Genomic DNA, 18,452 nt, shown 5'->3' on the forward strand with positions numbered 1-18,452 from the left:
GCCGGTACCTGGTGGGATGGGTAAGCCCATCAGTTGAATTGGTCAGTCCCCAATTTTATGCCTGCACAAAAAACCAAAGACCACGATAAGACCAAATATGCATGATCATGCTGATCTTAGCCTGAATTTTCGATTATTTTTGTACCTTGAAAAGGTATTAATTGCAAAACCATGAAAAAGAATATCCTTATTGGCACCGGTGTCATCTTGCTGATTTTTATTATCTGGGTGGTGTATGGATTGTTTATTGCCACACCGGTAAGTCCTCCTGCCACGGCTTCCTATAGTCACGGCGGGCTGGAAATCAGCATTGACTATTCCCAGCCATCCAAAAAAGACCGGATTATCTTTGGGGACGAAAGTGCCGGTGCCCTGCAGCCTTATGGGCAATACTGGCGGCTCGGTGCCAATGCAGCCACGGAAATCACCTTTAATCAGGACGTGACTTTCGGAGGCGAACCGGTAGCCGCAGGAACGTACCGCATGTATGCGGTGCCCGGGGCAGATGCCTTTGAAGTGATCCTAAACAACGAGACCGGCGTATTCTTTGGTGCAGCGGAACCGGATTACGAACGGGATGTAGTGAAAGTTCAGGCCCCGGTACAAAAAACCGATACCGTAGTAGAAACCTTTACCATAGACATCCGCTCCTCTGATAATGGTGCCACCATAGCGTTTAGCTGGGATGATGTTTCGTTTACCGTTCCGGTAGCCGGGCGATAATGAATGATTCAATTACCTTTAAAACGCTCATAAGTTCTTCCTCCAGCTTACTATTCGAAAAACGCAGCACTTTGATTCCATACGATTCCAGAATGGCATCGCTTTCCCGGTCTACCAACAAGCCTTCCTCGGTGTAATGAGCTCAGTAAAAATCAGATACTACTATATAAAAACAAAAAAAGGGAAACCAATAATTGATTTCCCTTTTTTTTAATCTTTCAAATACGACTATTCTACCAGCCAAATACGGGCATTAAAGTTATTACCACCATCTAACCGCGCGATTGCCTTTTGATAAGCCGCTTCATTTAAGCTTTGTTCCTCGCCCGGATACAAAAACCTAAGTGGCAGCTCGTTATTATTATTATTTTCACAGGCAGCATTCATAAACGGTATACCATCAAAGCTCATTCCGGATTCAAAATACCACCTTCTAAGCTCGAAATAAGGCTCTAATCCATTAAAGTAAAGTGCCTGCCATTTTTGCTCCCAGATATCATTCCTGTCTGTATAGGCTAAAGCGGGTTGATTGTAAAAATCATCAAAATCTTCCCAGCCGAATGCTTGGTAGTTAACCCGGTAATAGTCCATAGAAGCCTTGATACCATTCTGGTAATGGGGCTCTACTGCATCGTCTATCCAGCCCTTATCCGCTGCCTCTGCCAATAGAAACGCTACTTCTGCATAGGTTATTATCATGCCATTGGGATCTTCTAACCCCAATTCAGTAGCTGAGGTCTGGTTGGGATCGTCAAAAAACTGCGCTCCTAACCGAGACCCCGAGGTAGCACAGGATTCCCCTACTCCGTTATCAGCACCCGTAAAGGTAGGATTACTGTAATTGTCGTTATCCGGTCGTGCATAGCGGCTTAGTCGGGGGTCCATATTCTCATCCATGACCCCGAGCAAGGTACTACTTAACGCCACGGCATCGAAATCACCCGTTTTCAGGGGAAGCGTCGGAAATTGGTTTGGAAAACCAGTTAAATAATCCAGAATGACATTTTCATTATTTGAAGTAATTATATCCTCCTCAGCTACAATCTGTGCAAACTGAGTTCCTGCATCCGGAATCTGATTATTGGCAGTCATGAGGAGTCGTAGACGTAGGGAATTGCAAAATCGTATCCAGTGATTGGCATCTCCGCCAAGCAAGATATCGCCTGAACCAATCACCCCGTTTCCGGAAGCTAAAAGCGTATTGGCCCTTGACAGCTCATCAAGCAGGTCGGCGTAAATATCCTCTTGTCGATCGTATTCAGGAGTAAATTCAGAATCAAAGCCATTGATGGCACTGGTATAGGGAATATCTCCGTAAGAATTCGTTAGGTTTGAAAATATCCAGGACTTTAACACAATTACCGCTCCTTCCAACACCTCATTCCCATCTTCGACAGCTTTTCGTTCGATCACCACGATATCCGTAAGGCTTTTGTAAAAACCTTCCCAAACGGTTGGGAACGCATTCCATCGATAATCATCAACTTCCGTACGAAGCGTCTTTGCGGTCAGCTGTGCGATGTTGTTCCCTAATAGAAAGGATTCGGTTACATGCGTATTCACGCTCTGCCGGATGGCTGATGGCAACAGTACGTTTGTTGACACCTCTGCAGGTTCGTTGGGATTTTCGTTCATTTCTTCAAACTTCTCACAGGAAACAGACAGTGTCAGTAGTGAGAAGGCAAGGATTATATATTTCAATTTCATGTGTTTATATTTTTTTTAGCGGTCATAACTTGTCCCGAGTATCGGGATGGAATCTCGCACCTGCCTGCCGGCAGACAGGTGTTTGATAGTCATCCCATTGTGTGACGATCTCGTCATGCCTGCCTGTCCGGTAGGCAGGCTCGATTTCATGCTTTTTTCTTTTTATGTTCTAATTACTGGCCAGCTTTTTAAAAGTCGAGATTTATGCTAAAACCATAGCTTCTGGTGGATGGCAGCTGCGTGCTCTCAAACCCATTCACGAACATTCCATTCCGAATGGAGAACGTTTCCGGATCAATGCTTGGAACATCGGTAAATAACAAGAGATTTCTGCCTATAAAGGAGACACTCGCTCTGGGAATTCCTATTTGATTTGTTAGTGATGTTGGAATTGCATAACTGATACTCAGTTCCCTCAATTTCACATAGGTAGCATCATAGGTGGCCGCTTCGATATTATCTCTGTTAAAACCATTACCATAGTATTGGTAGAAATAACCTGTGTACTGCGCTCCTCCCGAAGGTACAACCACATCATTTTCAGCGAGTTCTTCTGTTTGAAAGGACCCATCTTCATTGACGAAAGCTCCGTCTCCGTTACCGTCTGTCCAGTTCCAACCCGGTCCCACAACACCACCGGCATTTTCCAGCGTGTAGACCGGATTGCCATCGCTGTCGTAAGCTACTGAATGGACTCTTCGTCCTTCCAATGTGGACAACGGCAGGTTAGGATCGTCATTATTGGTAATGGCCCCACTGGTACCATAAAGTGAATGGGAGCGGGAATATATTTTACCCCCTATTTGTCCATCGAAAAGAACGTTCAACGTAAGGTTTCTGTAGGTAAAACTATTGTTAATACCAATTCTCCAATCGGGCTGGAAGGAGCCTGCAGATACTTTTTCATCAGTCATCATGGGAATACCATCCTGATGGATGATACGGCCATCAGGCCCCCGTTCAAAGCCAAGTCCGTATAGCTGCCCCAGCAATTTGCCTTCTTCGGCTACAAACTCAAGGTCAGAACCTCCTTCGTCGCCTGGGAATAAGTCTGCTATTATCGAGTACCTCCCACCGCTTATGATATCGGGTAGCGATTCAATGACGGATCTATTTCTTCCAGCATTTAACATCACATCCCATTTAAGGTCTTCATTATCAATAACTCTACCCGCAACAGTTAATTCGATTCCCTTATTGCTGATTTCCCCTCCGTTGGTCCTATAAAATTCAAAACCACTGGTCTTGGCAACCGGTAAATCTATTATCTGATCAAAGCTTAACATTTCGTAATAAGTCAGGTCTACTCGAAGTCTACCTTCAAAGAATCGGGCATCTAACCCGGCTTCCCACGCCTGTGTACGCTCTGGCTTAAGATCCGGATCAAAGAAAATAATATTGGTGGTGTATGCGGTTTGTGAACCAAAAGCAGGTTGTGGCGCAAAGGTATTTCCAAAAGAGTAAGGAGGCGCACCGTTCCCCACCTCAGCAAAAGATCCTTTTAACTGCAAAAATGCAAATTGTCGGGAGATGTCGAGTAAGTCGGAAAGGACGGCACTTACAGCTACAGATGGATATCCAAAGCTGAAATTAGAGCCCTCAAGACCTTCCATCGGATTTACCAGCGTGCTATTCCAATCGTTACGGAAAGAGGCTTCTAGAAACAGGCTGTTTAAATAGGACAAGGTTGTTGTTCCAAACAAACTATTAATACCAGTTTCAGTCTTCTGAGATTCTACTAAAACACCTGATCGAGCATTTGCTAAGGTGTAAATGCTCTCCGTGTCACCAAATTCGGCTAGTTCAGGATTGTTGGCTACCAGAAAATTTGCATTTTGTTTCATAATATTGCCCCCAACACTTACATCCAGGTCAAAATTTGATAAATTGTCGCGATCCGTGTTGTAGGTGAATAATAACTCAGCGTTGGTCTCGCTAAAAGAAACTTCATCTTCCCGGTAACTTCCTCTTAAAACACCTTTAGTTGACGGTGCCCTACGATATTGTCTTTCTTCATCCAATACATCCGCTCCATATCGGAACCGTCCTGAAAAGTTTTTTGAAAAATCGTACTCTGCTCTCAGGTTGGTGATGAAGCGATTGCTTTTAAATGAATTGGTATTTTCCTTCGCAACTAACCAAGGGTTATTTACCCAAAGATCCTCCACATAGCGCTGTTGTACGCCTGGAACTTCCCAGTAATTTTTCAGATCATTGATCTCCACCTGCCGCGGATACCATAACCAACCGTACATGATGGAAGATGATTCATCATAGCCAGCATTGGGCACATTATCAGAATTTGATGCTACATACATGGAATTCACCCTTATTTTTAAGCGATCGTCCAGTAATCTCCTGCCAATGCTCGCTTGAAGTGTATTTCTATTCAAGTTGGTATTGGGCGCAATGCCTTTGTTTCCCAGGTTGGTATATGAAAACCGTGAATCGCCGTTTTCATCTGAGTTATTTAGCGCAATATTATTAATGGAGGTGATTCCTGTTCTAAAAAAGTTGCGAATATTATCGGGTGCCGGTGTAAAGGGAACGGGTTCACCATTTGAATTAAACTGCTTAATAAGCTGTCCGTTCATTCTTGGGCCCCAATTTTCACCGTATGCTTCATACGATTCATTGGGACCAATGTAGTTCGAACCATCGACGTAGCTATATTTACCGTCCGCACCAAACCCATATTCATTTTGAAAATCAGGTAATCTTAGGATGTTTTCAAACGTAGTGCTTGAGTTAATTTCAACACCCATTGGCGTATCGGACCCCTGCCCGGTTTTGGTCTCAATAAGAATTACTCCATTTGCTGCCCTACTTCCATAGAGCGCGGAAGCGGCAGGTCCCTTCAGAACATTAATGGAAGCGATGTCGTCGGAATTTACTATTTGTGACGCATTCCCAAAATCAATGGTTGTGGAGCCATTTAACCCATCGTCAAAGCTGTAAAGATCGTTTGTGATCGGCATCCCATTCACAACAAACAATGGCTGGTTATTTCCCAATAAAGAAGCTGCTCCCCGTATAGTAATGTTCGCAGAAGCAGTAGGACCGTTTCCGCTTCCCGTTATGTATACGCCAGATAGCTTACCGGAAAGTCCATTTATTGGATTGATCGCTTTTACAGTGGCTAAATCCTCACCATCTAATCGTTGAACGGAATATCCAAGTGCTTTTTCCTCTCTTTCTACTCCCAAAGCCGTTACCACAATTTCGGTTAGCCCGGTAACATCCTCCTTTAATACGACGTCAATTTGGTTTTTGGTCCCCACATCTATTTCCTGCGAATCAAATCCAATTGAACTAAAAACAAGAACGGCATCAGATTCGTCTATCTCAATTTTATACTTTCCATCAAAATCTGTAACGGTCCCTTCTGATGTCCCTTTTAATAGTACCGTCACTCCTGGTATTCCAAACCCTGTTTTGTCAGTAACTACCCCTGAAACCGTTGTCTGGGCATGGGCAAAAAAAGGCAGTGAAAAAAGGACCATCGTACAAAAGACCTTCGTCAATTTGTTTAGGTTTTTACTCATAAAATTAGTAGTTGTTTTTTATAATTAATAGATTTTTTGATTGAGGGGGACAAAGGTAACATTTTAATCCAGGTGCCCTCAAGGTGGAAAACTTACCCACCTAAACTAATTAATTAGATAAATAGAGAGGAGAAATATTGATCAGGTTTCAGAGTGTATTCTAAAAGAAGTATTTCGAAATTTGAGGAAATTTTAATGAAAAAATGGTTGGAAGAACGATGAAAGCTTTTTACTATTGCCACCTATACAAAATAACTGATATTTTATTATTTAACATGCTTTCCTTGCTATTTCACCCTCATTTCTCTCATTTTTTGTTTAGTTTACTTAATTCCATTTAAATTGTTTACATGAATAACCAATTTTGTGTGTCTTGTTTACAAATAGAAGCATTTTAAGACTTAAATTCCATTTGCCTAATCTTCTCCCGTATAGGTAAAATTGTAAAACGAAGCGGTATTGGAGGACGGACTGCCCGAGGAACTGGCATAAGGTCCCATGGTCACTCCGACGAAGCCACCGGCTACACGGGTACTGAGGTATTCTCCTTCTTTGAAATCATACAAGGGCAGCCAATCTTCGTTCTGCTTCATCGCAAAACGATACGCTGGCATGTCAAAATCTACTTTCAGGGTTACCTTATCCTGCGCCCCATCCAATTCCTGCGCTGCCAGGACCTCGTATTCCTTCGCTTCGTTGGCTTTCAGTACTTGCACCACTGGCTTGCCGGCTGTATTTTGGCTCATGCAGAGCAACAGGTGATGGGTCTCGTTTTGGAAAAGTAACAAGCCGGCTTTTTCGTTTGGATTCCGGGCATTAAAGGACATTTCCAGTGTGGCCTGCCCTTTATTATGTTGCTGCCTTCTGCCGATAAAACTGGGATTGGAGGTTCCAAACACCGTTTCCGGCCTTACTTGAGAGGTGAGCGTTTTTTCCTCAATGCGATGCCATTTGCTCGTTGGCACACGGATGAAAAACCAGTAATCCGCCAATTTTTCCTTATCGAAATCATCGGAAATGGTAAAATTTCCGGAGAGCGGAAAATGGTCTTCAAATGTGTGTTCAGGCAAATCAGGCCTGGGGTATTGGTATTGCACTTCTTCGTAATCAGGATTAATGATGGGCCAATCGTCATCGGTCCATTTCACCGGAGCTAAAAAAGTTTCCCTTCCAATGTTATAATGATCCTCGGTATCATAGGGTCTGGTGGCGAGAAATACCGCCCACCACTCGCCATTTTTAGTTTCTATCAGATTGGCATGACCCGTAGCTGATATGGGATTCGGCCGGTTCGGGTCCAAATGCCGCTGGGTCAAAATGGGATTGTCCTCGTATGGAATAAAGGCTTCATTGAGGTCTCGGGTTCTGAAAATTACCTGGGAGTGGTTGACGCTGGTCCCTCCTTCTGCTGCGCAAAGGTAATAGTAGCCCCTGGTCTTAAAAATATGGGGACCTTCTATCCATACGGGTTTTTCATCTATGTTCACACCGCCGTTCACGAGTACCCGGTCTTCCCCCACTGTTTTCAGGGTTCCAAGGTCAAACCCGATGATCCGGATGGTTCGATGCCCACTGTAAAGCGGGCGGTTATTCGGGGCGTCTCCATTGTATATAATATAGGAATTGCCGTCATCGTCAAAGAACAAAGAAGGATCTATGCCCCGAACAGCAGGCAACCAGATGGGCTTGCTCCAGGGTCCCTCAGGGTCGGTGGCTGTTACCACAAAATTACCCCCTTTGCCTACCAGGGTGGTCAGCATGTAAAACACCCCATCATGGTATTGGATGGTAGGGGCAAATATTCCCTCGGAAATACCCAAACCTTCTACATCCATCTGCTCGGGTCGGTCCAGGATATGTCCTAGCTGTCTCCAATGCACCAAATCTTTACTATGGAATAAGGGTACTCCGGGGAAAAAGGAAAAAGTGGAATTGACCAAATAAAAATCTTCCCCCACTGCGTAAATACCCGGGTCTGGAAAAAAACCGGGGAATATAGGATTGCTAAAGGTTTCCTTACTTTGCTCCTGGCCCCAAACGGAGACGGCCGAAAAGTAAAAAGCGGCACTCAGTATTAAGGGCAGTAGTATCAGTCGGTTAATTTGGATTGGATTTTTCTTCATGGATTTACTGATTATTCATGATTTCAATTAATGCATGCACGATAGGCTTCGCCTGATACTCCCTGTCAAAAAGCAGTGGATAATCCGTTCTACCCCGGACCGGCCAATTGTTTTTCCAGGACTGGGCATCTGCTGCACCCCAGGTGGCTACACGGCTGATTTTATCGGCATGTTTCAGAAACAATTTGAAAAAATCCAGGTAGCGTTCGGTGAAAGCGGCATTCACCTCATCTGGCAACCCCTTTGTATAAGGGTTGAACTTTTCCTGATAGGCCCTGGTATCGGAAATTTCTGCTCCTCCCTCATTCCCGGGGGAAGGCAACACACTCAGATCCAGTTCTGTCACCATCACCCTTACCCCAAGAGCTGCAAAAGTGGTGATGCTTTTTTCAAACTCATCCAGAGATGGGTGATGCATCCCCACATGTCCCTGCATGCCAATGCCATCAATTCTTAATCCATTCTCCTGTAAAGCCTTCACCATTTTGACTACTCCACTCCTCTTACCGGCATTGGCCATGGAATAATCATTGTAGTACAATGCCGCCTCCGGGTCGGCCTCATGGGCATATTGAAAGGCTAGTTGAATAAATTCCTCGCCCAGAATCTCGTAAAACTTGCTTTCCCGGTAGGATCCATCGTCAAGAATGGCTTCATTGACCACATCCCAGCCATGAACCCGCCCTTTGTACCTGCCCACCACGGTTTTTATGTGACTTTCCATGCGTTGTCTTAAAACATCCGGGGAAACATCATTGCCCTGTTTATCGGTAAAAAACCAGCGGGGAGCCTGAGAATGCCAGATCAAGGTATGTCCTATGATGTGCATGTCATTTGCTTCTCCAAATGCCACAAAAGCATCTGCCAGATCAAAGGTAAACTCCCCCTCCTGGGGCTGCAGGCGTTCGCTTTTCATCACATTTTCCGGGGTGATGGAATTAAACTGCGTTTTAATCAGCGCTACCTCCGCTTGATTTTCCCCGCTAATTTGACGGCGATTCATGGCCGTCCCCATATAAAACTTCCCATCAAACAGCTCCTTCAGTGACTGGGCAGCCCCATCCGTGGGGCTATTAGCGTTGGTTTGCGCGTGTCCTCCCCAACTTAATAGTACTGCGATTGCAACTAAGATTACTTTCATCGTCTTTTCTAGTAAAAGATACCATCAAAGAATTTCCTCATTTCGGCTGCATAAGGCTGGCCATAGCGGGCAAAAGTGGCTCTGGTCTGCGCATCCGGCTTCCAGTCGAAAAAAGCATGGCCTGCACCCTCTACCTGTATGTAGCTGACCTTTTGCCCCTTATCCTGAAGGACCTCTACATAAGATTGAACCATCTCATGCGATATAAGCGGATCCTTCGTACCACGAACTATGAAATGAGGTATTGCCCGCTTCTGGAAAGAAGGCACATGCCTGATGGGGGAAACCGCATCCCAATATCCGCAATCTGTCTGCTCCATAAATCCTTTAAAATCAACGGCATCGGAAGGTCCATAGCTAGGAGCTGCTGCCTTTATGGCCCTGCTGATTTCCTCTTTTACCTGATCTATTGATTTGGTTGGAGGAATATAGCTGGGCATAAACTCATACAGCCCCTCCTGCTCTCCAAAGCCGCCATTTCCAATATGTGGACCGAGTAGCGCCGCTGCTTCTGATAAATGGCCACCGGCACTGTCGCCGGTTACCGCTATTCGTGTGGGATCGGCACCGTATTCCATGGCATGTTCCTGAATATGGGCAATGGCTCCAAATACATCTTCTATGAGCTGGTGCATGTGGTTGGGTGTAGGATCTCCATCCAGTTTATTGATCCAGCGGTAGTCTATACTGAATACAACGTATTTTCCTTCTTTGACCAGCTCCCGAGCCAGTCCACGCATGATGTCTTCGTTATTGGAGGACCAGCCTCCGCCGTGGATGATGACGATTGCCGGAAGTTGTCTGGCTCCCTTTGGGGAATACACATCGTATTTCAAGGGTTTCACGCCTGGTTGGGCATATACTACATCCTGAATCACCTGAATATTCTCCGCCAGGAAATTTTCGACAAAAACGGCCCCCAGAGTCATGTCCTTTGTCACTGTTAGGGTAACTTCGGAGGAAAAAAACTCATGACTTGTCGTTCCCCACATGCCTCCTTTTACCGTGTAGTAAATGGCATCCAGGCTATAACCTGAAGCAGGACTAGCTTTGATGGTTAACGCCGTCCCCGCTTTTACCATTCCGTCGGGAGAAATTTCCGGCCTTATACTGAAAGACCCGTTTTCCGCAGGTCTAAGGGTCACCTGGTAGCTGTCTGCTGAATTATTGTCGGTGGCCGCTTTCTGATTCGTTTTTGCCATCAATCGTGGAATTAGAGTCATCAAGAAAATTAAAAATACTACTGAAGAAAGTCGCATAGTGAATTTATTCAGTACGTATAAATATTTTTTTACCATATCTTATCTATACAGGAACAAGTTTATCGTAATTATTATTGGTTAGAATAATTTTTATCCCTATTTTCATAATAACACCTTCCATTTTTGATTATGTCGGACGCTATTTGGATTGCCTTTATTGGATTTTCCGGTGCCGTCATAGGCTCTCTGGCCACCCTGGCAGGAACCTGGTTGGGGCATTACCTGAAACAAAAAACAGAGACCAAAAAAGACCAGCCCAGAAAAGACTTGCTTTTAAATTTGCTAAATGATAAAGCACACGAATGGCGGGAATTGAATACCCTCCAGCATGTGATCGGTGCCGATGAAGCCACTACCAAGCGGCTATTGATTGAAATTGGCGCCCGGGCCTCCGAAGATGGCAAACCTATCTGGGCCTTGATAAGCAGGAAGCCATTACCCAGGAAACCCTAGCCGCACTAATTACCCGCTTTGATATATGCCCAACCTTGCTCCTGCTTAATGATGATTTCTGCCAGTGCCGAAGGAACGGTAATCACGCCGGATATCAGGTCATCTTTACTTGCGCCGGCCCTGCGCATGGTATTTTCACAGGCAGCGAAGACCACACCACGGCTGAGCAGGTCTGTAATACTTTCTTTTACCTGGCTTTGTGCTTCAAGAAGAAACGGCAGGGCTTTTCCATGACAGATCACCTCAATTTCTGCATTGGGCAGTGCCCTCAGGATGTTATTGAGTTGGCCTATGGCTTGTTCCTGGTCGGCAGGCTCTCCTTTAGTAACCTGAAATACAACCCGGTGGACTTCCTGATCCACCACCTGTGCCTGAAGCAGAAATGGGCTGGAAAGCAATACTAAAAGCAATATTGAACGAACAAATAGTTTCATAAATCTATAATTTTGTACGAATATACAGCTATTTTCCAAAATTATGCGGATACCTCTTCCTGCTTTTCTGCGGGTTTAACAGCCTGAACCAAATCTTCAAAGATCATGTACAGGCAAGGTACGATCACCAAAATAATGGCGGTGGCAAAAATGATCCCAAACCCCAGGGAAATGGCCATTGGAATCAATTGCATGGCCTGGCTTGAACCTTCAAGTATGATGGGGGTTAGCCCGCCAAAGGTAGTCAGAGTAGTCAGAACTATAGGCCGGAAACGACGTACGCCTGCCTCATGTATGGCCTCATAAGCTGAAGCATTGACCCGGTGTTTATTGGCATAATCGATCATGATAAGGGAGTCGTTTACCACCACCCCGGAGAGGGCAATTACTCCCATCAGGCTAACCAGGGATAAATCATAGCCCAATAGAATGTGTCCGATCACGGCACCGACTATTCCAAAAGGGATGGCCATCATGATGACAATGGGCTGGGTATAGCTGCTCAGTGCTACTGCCAGCAAGCAGAAAATGAGCAACATGGCAATGATAAAACCCGACCACAAGGCTTCAGTAGATTCCCGCATTTCTGCCTGACTCCCTTCATACGTCCAGGCAATACCCGGAAAATCCGCCCTTAATTGAGGTAAAACCTGTTCATTGAGTGCATTAAGTACCCTGGTCTGTGCAGCAGGAGGCTCCACATCCATGCCTACATTTACCACCCTTTTGCCATCACGACGGTTGATATTGGTAAAGGTTTCCCCTTCCCTGATGCGCACTACGTCCAACAAAGGTACGGCCGTGCCATTGGGTGCCAGGATGATAAATTCATCCAGGTAGTCCATATCCTTCCGTTCTTCCAATGGCAGCTTCACACGAACTTCAAATTCGTTGATTCCGCGAAGCTGTCGCATGGCCAGTGCACCAAAAAAGGCATCCCTGATTTGTTGTCCTACTATATTGGGTGTAAGGCCCAGGTTACGGCCTTCCGGTAGCAATTCAAAGCCCAGCTGAAGCTTGCCTTTATTGTAATTGTCGCTAACATCCCGGGTTTCGGAAAAGGCCTCCACCCGTTCCAGAAACTCCCTGCTGGCCCGTTCCAATACTTCGATATCCGGATGACTCAAATCCACGCTGATATCCTGCCGCGCACCACCCGGTCCGCGCTCAGCTTCAAAATTAATCTGATCTACTCCTTTGATGTCCCCGATGTTTTCCCGCCAGAGCGCTATCAGTTCCTTGACGCTCATGTCTCGCTGGTCAGGTGGTTTCATCACAATTTCCACATCAATAAAGTCTTTTCCCCGAACATTGGTTTTAACCCCTTCGGCAACCTCATAAAGATTATGGGTTTCAAACATGTTCCGGGTATTTGTAGTGATTTCTTTAGCTATTTTTGCTGCCTGGTCATTGGTGGTGCCTACAGGAAGCCGAACCGCCGCCTCGATTTCATCTGCGGCTACCTCCGGCATGAGAACCATGCCCATGTGGTCGCTGTACCCGTAGCCGCCCACCAGTATCAAGAGGGAAATGGCTGCAGAAAAAGTAAGGTAGCGGTTTTTCAGGCAGAGGTCCAGAAATGGCTTGTAGTAACGATTGATAAAACGATTAAAGCCCGCAGCAATAGTTCCCTGCCATTTCTCCAATTTCAAAATCCAGGCATGTTTGGAGCCTTTTGGCGCTTTGTTAACGTGGGATGGCAATATAAACAGCGCTTCGAATAAAGAAACAAAGAGCACCACAATCACCACTACAGGTAGCGGCCACCAATATTTGCCGGTTTCCCCGGGAATAAAGAGCAATGGAACAAATGCCATTACCGTCGTCAGTATACTGACAATTACCGGTTTGGAAACATCTTTGGCACCAAGGATCGCGGCATCCATGTAGGAATATCCTTTTTGACGGTATTCGTAGATGTTTTCTCCGACCACAATGGCATCATCCACCACGATCCCCAATACAATCAAAAAGCCAAACATGGAAATCATGTTGATGCTGATTCCAACAGCAGGCAGAAAAATAATGGCTCCTACAAAGGAAATGGTCATGCCCATCATTACCCAGAAAGCCAATCGGTATTCCAAAAACAGTCCCAGAATTACCAATACAATCACAATGGCCATCAGTCCATTTTCCGTCAGCAGGGAAAGCCGCTCGCGGAAGTCTTCGGCCCGGTTGCTTTCAATCCGAACCTGAACACCAGGTGGCAGGCTGGGCTTAAATTCTTCCAGAATATCCTTGACGATAACTTCTATATCAAGGGGAGATTGATTGCCTATCCGGAATACCTCCAGGTCCACCGTGTTCTGCTGTTCAAATTGACCATGAAAACCCACTTCCTCAAAGCCATCCCTAATGGAGGCGATATCTCCCAATGTGACGGTGGAACCGGATTCTGAAGAAATGATATCAATATTGGCAAATTCCTCGGCTACCAGTTTCCGCTCTTCCATGCGCAGCAAAATTTCTCCGGAGAGGGTTTCAATGGAACCAGCCGGAATATCCCGGCTGGAATTTTCAATCAGGTCGGCCACTTGCCCAAGGGTAAGGTTGTATTTCAGCAGGGTATTTCGGGGGATTTCCACATGGGTTACAAAGTCAGGTACATTGCCGATCTCCACCTGGGTGATTTCATCATCGCTTAAAAACCGGGTACGCAGCCTCTCGGCAAGAATACGTAAAGTCCAGACATCTACATCTCCATAAATCCCCACCTGCATTACATCCATTTGCTGGTTTTGAAGGATGATTTGAGGCCTTTCTATATCGTCAGGAAAGGTTTGAATCCGGCTAACTGCCTGGTTGATGTCCTGCAAGGCTTTCATGCGATCGGTACCGGGGATCAGCCAGATTTCTACTGTTCCGGAACCTTCATTGGCCGAGGAAATAATTTCTTTGATACCTTGTACCTCTCGAACCGTTTCTTCTACCGGAAGCACAATGCCCTGTTCCACTTCTTCCGGAGCTGCACCGGGATATACCACGGATATTTCCACAATGTCCAGCTGAAACTGGGGAAAAACTTCCTTCTGGATATTATACATGGTATAAAATCCACCAGCAAGAAGAATAACCATCAGCAGGTTGGTGATAATCGGTCTTCTGGCCATAAAGGCTATGGCACCATTTTCGGTATCGGGCTTGGTTTGGTCCTTCATGGTTTTGGTTTTTTAATCTTCATCCAGGCGTAGCGGCGATCCGCTTACTACGGTGGCTAAATCAGTTGCCACTACTTGCTCGTTGCCTTCGAGTCCCTTATCAATATAGGCATAAACCCGATCTTCAAATAGAATGTTTACTTCCCTAATATCCAATTCCCCCTCCTGGAAGACCCAAACGGTATTTCCAGGTCTTATGTATTGGCGGTCTAGGCGGATTACATTTTCCAGTGTACGGGCTTCAATCTGCACTTCTACAAAGGTACCAATGATAAGTGGGGGTGTGTCAGGGTCCGGAGCCCTGCGCATCAACGGATCTTTCACACTAATGATTACCCTTGCCAGCCGCGTTTGGTTATCCAAAGCACCTACCAGACGGGATACCTGCCCTTCCCTGAATTGTCCGGGTTCCCAGGCCGCAGGATGCACGATTTTGACGGCAGCCCCGGACCCATCGGTTTGTTCTCCCACATCCAGCCAATTGACTTTAGACAGCGGTACGTTAGCCACTACCCAATACTCATCTATGCCAACTAACCTTCCCAGGTCCGACCCGGGGGCTATTTGTGAACCGAGATTAACATTTCGGGAAAGGATATGGGCATCGAAGGGTGCCCTTATACTGGACCTTTGTAAATCCAGGTTGGCTTGATTCACAGCCGCTTCGGCAGCTGCCACATTGGCCTTTGCTGCCTCCAGCTGAGGCTTTCGCAAGACCAGGTTCCGGTTTTCCGGAGAAAGCTCATCCCCGATGAGTTCATAATCCTTCTGAGCCACATCCTGCCGGCCCAGTTCCACCTCATAGTCTGATTGGGACAATGCCAGGTCACTTTTCCGTAGCATGAGGGTATTTTCAAAATCCGCAGGATTGATCTGAAGTAGCAAATCGCCCTTTTTCACATAGGCTCCGGGAAGAAATTGAGAGGCAATTTGAGTGACCTCACCCCCTACCTGATTGCTCAGAGAAATATCTGTAGCCGGTTGAACAATCCCCGTGGCCACCACCGAGGGAGTGAAATCTCCTCTTTCAGCCTCCACTACATCCACCAGCATGGCGGTGGTTTTAGAGGCCCCCTCCATTTCGGCTTCCGGTGCTGTCCAGATAAAAATCATGACTATCAGACTGCAAATGGCTAATAATCCCAGGCTGATCCATATGGTTTTCTTTTTCGTCATTTGTCGGGATTTTATTTTAATTCAGGTTAAATTTTCCCCCATTTTCAATAGGTGTCTCAAATCCGCCAGCCAAAGCACGGTAAAGCGCTAGCCGAAACAAAAGCAGATTCAGTTCGGCATTGACCAGGTCTCTTTTCAATTGCTGCATTTGATCCAGGCTGACCAGTACATCCAGGTAAGCGATGGATCCGTTCAAATATTCTACCCGCAATTGTTGAAAGGCCCTTTCTGCCAGATCCAACTGATTTTCCAGGTAGCCGATACGATCTTTTTGAAGGTTTTCCCTAATCATGGCATCCTCAACTTCCTGAAGGGCTTGCAAAACCGTTTGTCCATAAAGCTGCACCTGCTGGTCCCGGAAAAATTCTGCCTGCTCCTTTTCCGCATTTAACCTACCGCCATAAAACAGCGGCATCAGCAAGCTGCTGGTGATAGATGCTGCTTGCGACTCTACCAGGTTGGTGAGTGTATTGGATCTCAGGGCACCTGTAAAATTAAAGCTCAGCCGGGGATAGGTATTGCTGATGGCTACCGCTACCTCCCTATCTGCGGCTTCCAAACGATTAAAGCTACTTTGGACATCAGGGCGCCTGTTGATCAATTCCATGGGCAACCCTGCATCCGGCATAGGACTTAATTCCGGAAGTTTGCCATCTTGTGGAAGGTTAAGACTACCCGGTACAGCACCCAGTAAGACTGCCAATCGGTTTCGAAGGGTTTTCACTTCTATTTCAATGGCCGTTGCCTGTTCCTGAGTGTTTTGAATCAGTTGCTCCTGACGTAAAATATCGACTCCCCTGACCTGCCCACTGGCAAACCTGACGCGGATCAAAGCTAACACCTGCTCGTTGTATTCCGTTTGTTCCCGGATCAGGTCCAGCTGCTCCTGGAAAGCTTGCATGGAAAACCAGGTGAGTGCTACCTCTCCGGCAATGCTGATGCCCAAGGTCCGGTAATCGAGAAAAGTAGCTCTGAGCCGGCTTTCTGCTGCCAGTTTACTCTGTTTTACCCTGCCCCAAAGGTCCACTTCATAGCTGCTTCGTAGGGATAATTGCGTATTTTCACCACCCACGAAATCAGGAACCGGCCGACTGGCACCTCCCTGAAGCTCTAAAAATACCTGGGGCACCCTTTCAGATGCGATGATGGCCACATTACTGGCTTCCTGTGCTACCTGATACCAGGAACCTCTTAATTCCAGGTTATGCATTAAAGCACTATCTACCAAAGCATTCAAGGTAGAATCCCCAAAAGAGGACCACCATTCCTCCTCAAGATCAGCCTCACCAGTAGGTAGGGTATAGTCCTCAGGGACCGAGACGGGAAGATCCGTAGTGGTCACTTTATTCCCGCAAGATGAGGCTATTCCCAGAAAGAGTAGGAGTATTATAATTGGAAGACCAGGCAAAGGCTTTTCCTCTTTAATTGAAGTAAAAAACAATGTTGACCGTCGTTTGTAGGGCAATGGAATATTATTTTTTTATGAAGTTAGTAAAAAACACCAGGTAATCATAACATTGTTTTTCATTCCTTATCCTCAAAAAAACCTTCTATCCGGCTCCGAAAGGGTTCTGAAAGAACAGTCATTTTCCTGGATAGAAGAAACATTATTAACCGGGCATTTTTGAAAAGTAAGGCCACATTCTGAAGGAAATTTGAATTTCATATCATCTATGCATCCCATTTTTCTCAGAATGCGGGTAAAATCAATCCACTTACCAGATTTCCAACAAGAAGGATATGCTTCCAAATTTTTAGCCTCCCTTTCCGATAGCGACTTTAATAATTGCTGTTAAATATTTACCTTACCCTAAAAAATTTGCCATGAAACCCAAATACCTGCGATTGATCCCTTCAAAAATCCTATTCCACTCACTTGTAATATTGCTTGTTAGCTGTAGCTATGGGCTTTTTGCCCAGGATGCAGTGTCTTCCGGAGCATTCATTACCGAACCTCCTACCCTTTTGAACCTGGGATTTGAGTGGAAAAGCCATTGATGAAGGTATTCCTATCCCCAATATAAACACGGACCATAATGGTGAAGCCCCTGATTTGGGTGGCATCGAAGCAGGAGATCCCCCTCCGGTTTACGGGCCCAGGGGATTGGATGAGCAGGTCTGGTATAGATAGGCTTTGATTTATAAATAGGCTTCCCTGATGAAGAAAATAGAGAAAACTATTCTGCCGGCTTGTGTCTACCGTCCTTGTATGATTTTCGGGTTTAACGTATTGGTTTTTTGAGCACTTCCAACAGTTCCCGATAATCAAATTGCAGGTCTTCGTGCAATTGAGCAAGTAACTTTTCTATTTTTCCCACCTGCAGCGCATACAGGTTGTTAATGACAGGATGCCGGTAATCCAAATACCCCAGTTCCTCAAGCTTCTGGCAAAAGAAAGCAATTAATTCAATTTTTGCGATGGGGTCTTTGGTCAGTTTCAAGTTTTTGTTGAGGATCCGCCGAACGCTTTGAGCGGCTTTCTTGGCCAGGTAGTAATTACTTGTGTTGGCTTTATAAAAAGCACTTTCCAACTCTTCCTTCAAGGAATCGATAAACAATGAAGAATCCTCCGTATCGAATAATTTAAAATATAGAAAAGCCTTGTTGTCCCTGCTGAGCTTGCTCAGGTGCAAAATCAAATCAATCAGTTCTTTTGGGTCCTTATGTTGAAGTTCTTTTTTTAAGGAGCTTAAACTGGGGATTTGCATAGACTTTGTTCGATTGGTT

Annotated in this window: 16 protein-coding genes; 4 read left to right on the top strand and 12 right to left on the bottom strand. The window is 45.6% G+C overall.

From position 1 onward, the window contains the following. Window positions 1-171 precede the first annotated feature (171 nt). Window positions 172-723: a DUF2911 domain-containing protein gene (locus GL182_RS10320; protein WP_163379568.1), complete on the top strand. Its 552-nt coding sequence runs from the start codon at window positions 172-174 to the stop codon at window positions 721-723. Here the strand turns inward: GL182_RS10320 and GL182_RS24490 are convergent. From GL182_RS24490 to GL182_RS10350, 7 genes are all read right to left on the bottom strand, one after another. Then, complete coding sequence (locus GL182_RS24490) at window positions 698-844, bottom strand: DUF559 domain-containing protein (protein ID WP_163379569.1); 147 nt, start codon at window positions 842-844, stop codon at window positions 698-700. The genes GL182_RS10320 and GL182_RS24490 overlap by 26 nt on opposite strands. A gap of 107 nt (window positions 845-951) precedes the next feature. Continuing rightward, a complete protein-coding gene (locus GL182_RS10330; RefSeq protein WP_163379570.1) occupies window positions 952-2,430 on the bottom strand; it encodes a SusD/RagB family nutrient-binding outer membrane lipoprotein in 1,479 nt (492 codons plus the stop codon). A 15-nt stretch (window positions 2,431-2,445) separates the two neighbouring features. Continuing rightward, a complete protein-coding gene (locus GL182_RS24395) occupies window positions 2,446-2,580 on the bottom strand; it encodes a hypothetical protein (protein WP_262889330.1) in 135 nt (44 codons plus the stop codon). 38 nt (window positions 2,581-2,618) lie between these two features. Further along, a complete protein-coding gene (locus GL182_RS10335) occupies window positions 2,619-5,975 on the bottom strand; it encodes a SusC/RagA family TonB-linked outer membrane protein (RefSeq protein ID WP_240469771.1) in 3,357 nt (1,118 codons plus the stop codon). A 416-nt stretch (window positions 5,976-6,391) separates the two neighbouring features. Then, window positions 6,392-8,098: a glycoside hydrolase family 43 protein gene (locus GL182_RS10340; RefSeq protein WP_163379571.1), complete on the bottom strand. Its 1,707-nt coding sequence runs from the start codon at window positions 8,096-8,098 to the stop codon at window positions 6,392-6,394. A gap of 4 nt (window positions 8,099-8,102) precedes the next feature. Then, the gene (locus GL182_RS10345) at window positions 8,103-9,239 is read right to left on the bottom strand and encodes an endo-1,4-beta-xylanase (RefSeq protein WP_163379572.1); all 1,137 of its coding nucleotides are present in this window, start codon (window positions 9,237-9,239) and stop codon (window positions 8,103-8,105) included. Window positions 9,240-9,247: 8 nt separating this feature from the next. Next, window positions 9,248-10,441 carry an alpha/beta hydrolase fold domain-containing protein gene (locus GL182_RS10350; protein ID WP_163379573.1) on the bottom strand — a complete coding sequence of 398 codons (1,194 nt, stop codon included), beginning with the start codon at window positions 10,439-10,441 and terminating at the stop codon, window positions 9,248-9,250. Between the two features lie 189 nt (window positions 10,442-10,630). Here GL182_RS10350 and GL182_RS10355 point away from each other — a divergent pair, with 189 nt between their 5' ends. Further along, on the top strand, window positions 10,631-10,954 hold the full coding sequence (locus GL182_RS10355; RefSeq protein WP_163379574.1) for a hypothetical protein: 324 nt from the start codon (window positions 10,631-10,633) through the stop codon (window positions 10,952-10,954). Window positions 10,955-10,959: 5 nt separating this feature from the next. Here the strand turns inward: GL182_RS10355 and GL182_RS10360 are convergent, their stop codons facing one another. Genes GL182_RS10360 through GL182_RS10375 form a run of 4 tightly spaced genes read right to left on the bottom strand, consistent with a single transcriptional unit; the run spans window position 10,960 to window position 17,166 of the window. After that, on the bottom strand, window positions 10,960-11,388 hold the full coding sequence (locus GL182_RS10360; RefSeq protein WP_163379575.1) for a DsrE family protein: 429 nt from the start codon (window positions 11,386-11,388) through the stop codon (window positions 10,960-10,962). Window positions 11,389-11,429: 41 nt separating this feature from the next. After that, a complete protein-coding gene (locus tag GL182_RS10365) occupies window positions 11,430-14,549 on the bottom strand; it encodes an efflux RND transporter permease subunit (RefSeq protein WP_163379576.1) in 3,120 nt (1,039 codons plus the stop codon). A gap of 12 nt (window positions 14,550-14,561) precedes the next feature. Then, the gene (locus GL182_RS10370; RefSeq protein ID WP_163379577.1) at window positions 14,562-15,725 is read right to left on the bottom strand and encodes an efflux RND transporter periplasmic adaptor subunit; all 1,164 of its coding nucleotides are present in this window, start codon (window positions 15,723-15,725) and stop codon (window positions 14,562-14,564) included. A gap of 16 nt (window positions 15,726-15,741) precedes the next feature. After that, the gene (locus GL182_RS10375; protein WP_205603624.1) at window positions 15,742-17,166 is read right to left on the bottom strand and encodes a TolC family protein; all 1,425 of its coding nucleotides are present in this window, start codon (window positions 17,164-17,166) and stop codon (window positions 15,742-15,744) included. Between the two features lie 383 nt (window positions 17,167-17,549). Between GL182_RS10375 and GL182_RS10380 the strand changes: the two genes are divergently transcribed. Both GL182_RS10380 and GL182_RS10385 read left to right on the top strand, forming a co-directional pair. After that, window positions 17,550-17,723: a hypothetical protein gene (locus tag GL182_RS10380; RefSeq protein ID WP_163379579.1), complete on the top strand. Its 174-nt coding sequence runs from the start codon at window positions 17,550-17,552 to the stop codon at window positions 17,721-17,723. After that, window positions 17,704-17,856 (top strand): hypothetical protein, encoded by a 153-nt coding sequence (locus tag GL182_RS10385; RefSeq protein WP_163379580.1) that lies wholly within the window; start codon window positions 17,704-17,706, stop codon window positions 17,854-17,856. The genes GL182_RS10380 and GL182_RS10385 overlap by 20 nt, the downstream gene beginning before the upstream one ends. Window positions 17,857-17,947: 91 nt before the next feature. Here GL182_RS10385 and GL182_RS10390 read toward each other — a convergent pair whose 3' ends face one another. Continuing rightward, window positions 17,948-18,433 carry a hypothetical protein gene (locus GL182_RS10390; protein ID WP_163379581.1) on the bottom strand — a complete coding sequence of 162 codons (486 nt, stop codon included), beginning with the start codon at window positions 18,431-18,433 and terminating at the stop codon, window positions 17,948-17,950. Window positions 18,434-18,452 lie beyond the last annotated feature (19 nt).

This window comes from Cyclobacterium sp. SYSU L10401 (assembly GCF_010993705.1).
Taxonomy (GTDB): Bacteria; Bacteroidota; Bacteroidia; order Cytophagales; family Cyclobacteriaceae; genus Cyclobacterium.